Annotated in this window: 5 protein-coding genes and 1 pseudogene; 5 read left to right on the plus strand and 1 reads right to left on the minus strand. The window is 68.6% G+C overall.

Features of this window, described 5'->3' with window-relative positions:
• The 5 genes from ACFQEU_RS14185 to ACFQEU_RS14205 all read left to right on the plus strand — a co-directional run.
• The coding region (locus ACFQEU_RS14185; RefSeq protein ID WP_379783208.1) for an inositol monophosphatase family protein at positions 1–376 on the plus strand (376 nt) is incomplete at its 5' end.
• Positions 377–471: 95 nt separating this feature from the next.
• Positions 472–1,260 carry an electron transfer flavoprotein subunit beta/FixA family protein gene (locus ACFQEU_RS14190; protein ID WP_379783210.1) on the plus strand — a complete coding sequence of 263 codons (789 nt, stop codon included), beginning with the start codon at positions 472–474 and terminating at the stop codon, positions 1,258–1,260.
• Positions 1,257–2,204 (plus strand): electron transfer flavoprotein subunit alpha/FixB family protein, encoded by a 948-nt coding sequence (locus ACFQEU_RS14195; protein WP_379783212.1) that lies wholly within the window; start codon positions 1,257–1,259, stop codon positions 2,202–2,204. Before ACFQEU_RS14190 ends, ACFQEU_RS14195 begins: the two co-directional genes overlap by 4 nt.
• Before the next feature lie 57 nt (positions 2,205–2,261).
• Positions 2,262–2,516 carry a hypothetical protein gene (locus ACFQEU_RS14200; RefSeq protein WP_379783214.1) on the plus strand — a complete coding sequence of 85 codons (255 nt, stop codon included), beginning with the start codon at positions 2,262–2,264 and terminating at the stop codon, positions 2,514–2,516.
• Positions 2,517–2,830: 314 nt separating this feature from the next.
• Positions 2,831–3,817, plus strand: coding sequence for a replication factor C small subunit (locus tag ACFQEU_RS14205; protein WP_379783216.1), 987 nt, complete (start codon positions 2,831–2,833; stop codon positions 3,815–3,817).
• A gap of 49 nt (positions 3,818–3,866) precedes the next feature.
• Here the strand turns inward: ACFQEU_RS14205 and rnhB are convergent.
• Positions 3,867–3,959: pseudogene (gene rnhB, locus ACFQEU_RS14210) on the minus strand (ribonuclease HII); the annotation flags it as partial.

The raw sequence follows: 3,959 nt of genomic DNA on the forward strand, positions 1-3,959 counted from the left end.
ACCGATGCGGGTCAACGACGTGGCGGAGCCACGTCGAGGCGCGGTCGACCCCACGCTGTGGTGGGACCACGACGAGCGCGACGAGTACGCGAACGCCTGCGAGGCGATCGTCGACCGGTTCGGCGACATGCGACGGCTCGGCGCGGCCCAGGTCGTCCTCCCGACGGTCGCCGCCGGCGGGCTGGAGGGCACGATCACGAACCTCCGGGCGAACCCCTGGGACTCCGTCGCCGGCGTCTTCATGATCCGGCAGGCGGGCGGGACGGTGACCGACCTCGAGGGCGACCGCTGGCGACACGACTCCGTCGGACTCGTCGCCTCGAACGGGCCGCTCCACGACGAGGTGCTCGCGGCCGCACAGGCGATCGAGGAGTAGCGCCGGCCAGCGGACGGGCGCGTCGGGACGACAACGCCTTCCCACGGGTGGCGCGTTCCGAAAACCCTTACACGCTCAGCGTCGGAGGATCGTTCATGAAAGTCCTCGTGACCGTCAAGGAGGTCGCCGAAGCCGACGACGACTTCGAGATCGACGGGACTGACATCGCCGAATCGGACCTGGAGTACGACCTCAACGAGTGGGACGACTACGCCGTCGAGGCCGCCGTCCAGCTCGCCGAGGCCGACATCGTCGACGAGGTCGTCGCGGTCACCATCGGCCCCGAGCGTGCCGAGGAGACGATCCGGATGGCGCTCGCGAAGGGCGTCGACCGCGCGGTCCGCGTCTGGGACGACGCCTTCGAAGGGACGTTCCCCGACGTCGCCTCCAAGGTCGACGTGTTCGAGGCGGTCGTCGAATCGGAGGAACCGGAGCTCGTTCTCGGCGGCGTCCAGGCCGCCGACACCGGATTCGGGGCGACCGGCGTCGCGCTCGCCGAGCGGATCGGGTTCAACCACGCCGCCGTCGTCAACGACCTCGAAGTCGACGCCGACGCCGGCCTCGCGAACGTCCACCGCGAGCTCGAGGGGGGCGTCGAGGAGCTGACGGAGGTCGACCTCCCGGCCGTTCTCACCGTCCAGACCGGGCTCAACGAGCCGCGATACGCCAGTCTTCGTGGGATCCGTCAGGCTCAGCGCAAGGAGATCGCGGCCACCGACCTCGCCGACCTCGGGCTGGAGCCGGCGGACGTCGAGAGCGCGTTGACGTTGACGGCGATGTACGAGCCGGAAAGCGAGTCCGACGCGGAGCTCATCGAGGGCGACGCCGGCGAGGCCGCGGGACGCCTTGCGGAGGTCCTCCGTGAGAAGGGGGTGAGTGCGTGATGAGCGTGCTCGTCGTCGCCGACCACCGCCGCGGAGAGCTGCGCGATGTCTCCTACGAGCTCGTGACCGCCGGCCGCGAGGTCGCGGACGCCCTCGAGGGCGGCCTCGGAGACGCCGTCGTTTCCGGCGACACGGAGCGGTTCGCGGAGTCGCTGAACCGCCCGGGCGTCGACCGGATCTACGCCGTCGAGAACGGCGAGGAGTTCGACAACACCGTCTACACCTCGGCCGTGACCGAGCTCGTCGAGCGAGCCGACGCGACCGCGGTACTCGCGCCGAACTCCGTCAACGGCCTCGACTACGCGCCCGCGGTCGCCGAGCGGCTCGACATCCCGCTCGTCACGGACGCGATCGGCTTCGCGTTCGGTGACGGGCTCACGGTCACCCGCGAGATGTACGGCTCGAAGGTGGAGACGACCGTCGCCGTCGACGGCGACCGGTTCTGTCTCACGACCCGCGGCGGCGAGTTCGAGCCCGCCGAGGGCGTCGGCGACGCCGAGGTCGAGTCGGTCGAGATCGACCACCCGGAGTCTGGCGCACGCGTGAAGGGGTTCGAGGAGGTCGGCGGCGGCGACGTCGACATCGCGGACGCCGACGTCCTCGTCTCCGTCGGCCGCGGGATCGGGGAGGAGGAGAACCTCGAGGTCGTCGAGGAGCTGGCGGACGCCCTCGGCGCGACGCTGTCCGCCTCGCGACCCATCGTCGACAGCGGCTGGCTCCCGAAGAACCGCCAGGTCGGCCAGTCGGGGAAGGTCGTCACGCCGGACGTGTACATCGCCGTCGGCATCTCCGGCGCGGTCCAGCACGTCGCGGGCATGAAAGGCTCGGACACGATCGTCGCGATCAACACCGACCCCAACGCGCCGATCTTCGACATCGCCGACTACGGCATCGTCGGCGACCTGTTCGACGTCATCCCCGAGCTCGTCGCACAGTTCGAGTGAGGACGGGTCGGGAAGCGCGGGAAAAGGAATATACGAACCCCCGAATATCGGTTGGATATGCCACATATCCGGGGCGCGATACACGGGACTGCGGCGATGGTCACCCTGATCGTTGGGTCGGTACTCACGTCGACGGTCCGCGAGCACGTCGAAGTGTTCGCGGAGCTATCGGCGACCACGACGCGGCTCCTCGTTGACGTCGCCGAGCTCCCGGTCTCCGAAGAAGTCGCCGGGATCGTCGTGCCCGTCGGCGTGTTGATGGGCGTGTGGGTGTTCGCGTACGAGCTCCAACGGCTCTCGCGAGCGGAGTGAGGCGGGCGGACACGCGGAGCCACGGTCGGCCCCCTCGCGATACACCGCTGCTCGCCGATTCGCGTCCCGTTATCACGTTCCGTCTCCCGCGTGCACGACGTCATCAGTACGTGCACGACGTCATCAGTACGTGCACGACGTCATCAGTACGTGCACGACGTCATCAGTACGTGCACGACGTCATCCGACGTCATCAGTACGTGCACGACGTCATCAGTACGTGCACGCCAGCGGTCCCTCCGCCCCACGTACACACCGTCGTTACCGCCCCGTTCTCGGTTCGTTTATCACCCCGCCGACCCCTCGATCCGAACATGAGCGACGCCGAGGGGTCGCCGGCGGCGACCGCGACGGGCCGGGAGATCTGGATCGAGAAGTACCGACCGCAGACGCTCTCCGACATCCACGGCCAGGAGGAAATAATCGAGCGGCTCCAGAGCTACATCGACCAGGACGACGTACCCCACCTGTTATTTTCAGGTCCGGCAGGAGTGGGGAAAACTACCGCAGCCACCGCCATCGCCCGGGAAGTGTACGGTGAGGACAACTGGCGGGGGAACTTCCTCGAGCTCAACGCCTCCGATCAGCGCGGTATCGACGTGGTGCGTGACCGGATCAAGGGGTTCGCGCGGTCGTCGTTCGGCGGCGACTTCCGGATCGTGTTCCTTGATGAGTCGGACAGTCTCACTGACGACGCCCAGTCAGCGCTCCGCCGGACGATGGAGCAGTTCTCCGACAACACGCGATTCATCCTCTCGTGTAACTACTCCTCGAAGATCATCGACCCGATCCAGTCACGGTGTGCCGTCTTCCGGTTCTCCCCGCTCTCGGACGCCGCCGTCGCGGCACAGGTCCGGGAGATCGCGACGGCGGAAGGGATCGAGGTGACCGACGCGGGCGTCGACGCGCTGGTGTACGCTGCCGACGGCGACATGCGACGGGCGATCAACTCCCTCCAAGCCGCGGCAACGACGGGGGGCGTCGTCGACGAGGAGGCCGTCTACGCGATCACCGCGACGGCTCGCCCCGAGGAGATCGAGTCGATGGTGACCGACGCGCTGAACGGCGACTTCACGAAGGCGCGCGCGACCCTCGACACGCTGCTCACCGACACCGGGATGGCCGGCGGCGACGTGATCGACCAGCTCCACCGCTCCGTCTGGGAGTTCGACCTCCACGAGCGCGAGGCCGTTCGGCTGATGGAACGGGTTGGTGAGGCCGACTACCGGATCGCCGAGGGGGCGAACGAGGGGGTCCAGCTGGAGGCGTTGCTGGCGGCGTTGGCGTTGCGCGAGGAGTAGCCGAGCACACGTCCCGGGAAGAGCGAGTCGCCGGCGGGAGGGGGCTCGCTCAGAACTCGTCGAGCGCCGACTGCTCGGCGGCCGCGAGCACGTCCGTACACGTCGACCACGACCGGCGGGCGTGGGCGGGCACGTCGCCGTG

This window comes from Halorubrum tibetense (genome assembly GCF_042661865.1).
In the GTDB taxonomy this organism is placed as follows: Archaea; Halobacteriota; Halobacteria; order Halobacteriales; family Haloferacaceae; genus Halorubrum; species Halorubrum tibetense.